The sequence below is a fragment of the Myroides indicus genome (assembly GCF_004364575.1).
Taxonomy (GTDB): Bacteria; Bacteroidota; Bacteroidia; order Flavobacteriales; family Flavobacteriaceae; genus Flavobacterium; species Flavobacterium indicum_A.
In genome coordinates this window covers 1-1,933 of sequence record NZ_SOAG01000061.1, presented here as the reverse complement: position 1 = coordinate 1,933, position 1,933 = coordinate 1, and the positions used below count along the sequence as shown (strand labels likewise).

Sequence of the window (1,933 nt, the reverse complement as noted above, 5' to 3'; positions counted from 1 at the left end):
CATTTTTTACCCTGTGTATGACTACTGCGGAGCCCCGAGCAGATATTACTCCGGCAGGAGAAGTGTTAAGTGTTTCAGAGCTTATATCGGATGTTTTATTGGATGCCGATTGCGATGTGGTATCCAATGTTCGCTATCAGTTTGGTGATGACAATGCGGTAGACGCTCTGGGTAGTTTTACCCAAAACGGCTCTATTTTACCCTTTGAGTCCGGTATTATCTTGGCTACTCATCAGGTGAGTAATGCGGCAATGAGTCGTGATTTGTCCAATAACGATAGGAACAAAGTAAAAAAGGCTGTAGGAGATCCGGATCTAAATGCGGTTTTAGAAGATTTAAACAGCGACAGATACAATGCCTTTAAACACACCTCGGTGGTAGAGTTTGACTATGTGCCTGTGGTGGATACCCTTACATTTGAATATCTCTTTGCATCAGATATCTATGAGCTGTCTTGTAGTTATAAATGCCGGGAAGCGGGAGGGATGGCTGCTATTTTTATCACGGATTTGACCACCGGTGAGATTGAGAATGTGGCTCTTGTTCCGGGTTCTCAGGATCCTGTTGCTACTTCCACTATCCGGAATACCAAGGGATATCAGTGGGACGGATTTGATTGTCAGGATGCAAACCCTCAGTTTTTTTGGAAGAACTATTACTATACTATTGACAATCCTTTTGAAGCTCCTGTGAATTATAGCGGACTCTCTGTGGGGATGAAGACAGTTCCCTATAAGGTAGAGCCCGGCAGAAAGTACCACATTAAAATAGGAGTGATGGATTTGTGTGACGATCCTCATCACGGTACAGCTTTGTTTTTAAGCTCTTCTTCTTTCAGTAATTTACCCGAGATCGACTTGGGCGAAGATCGCCTTTTAGCAGAAAACAACGGGATCTGTTATGGAGAACCCTATGTGATAGATTCGGGAGTAGGCTATATAAAGGATTACGAAGAACTTACCACGGCAATTGAATGGTATTTAGACGGGGAGCTGCTTCCGGGAGAAACCAAAGATCAGCTGACAGTTACAAGAGCGGGCGATTACACAGTTGTTTTGCGATTTATTGATCTAAACTGCGAAGTTAGCGACTCTGTTCGAATCGAGTATTATCCTTCCATTTCAAGTATTGTAAATCCGCCTGAGACCGTTGGTGTTTGCAGAACTTCACTTCAAGATGTGGCTATTGTTTTTGAAGATATCGAAGCTGATATGTTCAGACAATCAGGAAAGGAAATCTATACGACAGCTTATTTTAGTGCTTTGGAAGATGCTGTATTGGGAGAGAACGCTTTCGTTGATAAGTTATACTACAATTTAGGGAAAGAACCCCAATTGCAAACGGTGTATATCCGCGTTGAAGATATCCAGACCGGTTGTAATGAAGTATTTGAGTTACACATTCAGCCGGAAGAAGGCGCTGTTCCCGATCAACCCTCTGACGTTTCGGTTTGTGCAGAATACGTATTCCCACAAATAAACGATAATCAGTATTACTATACCGAACCGGGCGGACAGGGCGAGGAGTACAAGGTCGGAGATGTTTTGGCAGAACCGGGTGAGCACACCATATACCTGTTGCAGGTCAACAGTGAGCAGGGCTGTTATGAACAAACCGCTTATCAGGTAAACATTACAGCTCCGGTGAGGGCAGATATTTTTGAAGATAAAACGCTGAGTTGTGAATATTACGAGCTAAAACCACTTTCTGAATACAATCAATATTTTACAGAACCGGGTGGAAATGGCGACAAACTATATCCAGGCATGCAGATTTTCGAAAGAAAAACAGTTTATGTGTATGCTAGTTCAGGTGACGGTATTTGTACCGATCAGAGCAGTTTCACTATCGATTACGAAGACTGTCCTATTCCAAGAGGGATCTCTCCGAATAACGACGGATTGAATGATGTATTTGATTTGAGTCCTCACGG

1 protein-coding gene is annotated in these 1,933 nt (G+C 43.0%); it reads left to right on the top strand.

Translation table 11 applies throughout. From position 1 onward, the window contains the following. Nucleotides 1–17: 17 nt before the first annotated feature. On the top strand, nucleotides 18–1,933 hold a 1,916-nt coding region (locus tag C8P70_RS13860; protein ID WP_166666240.1), incomplete at its 3' end, for a choice-of-anchor L domain-containing protein.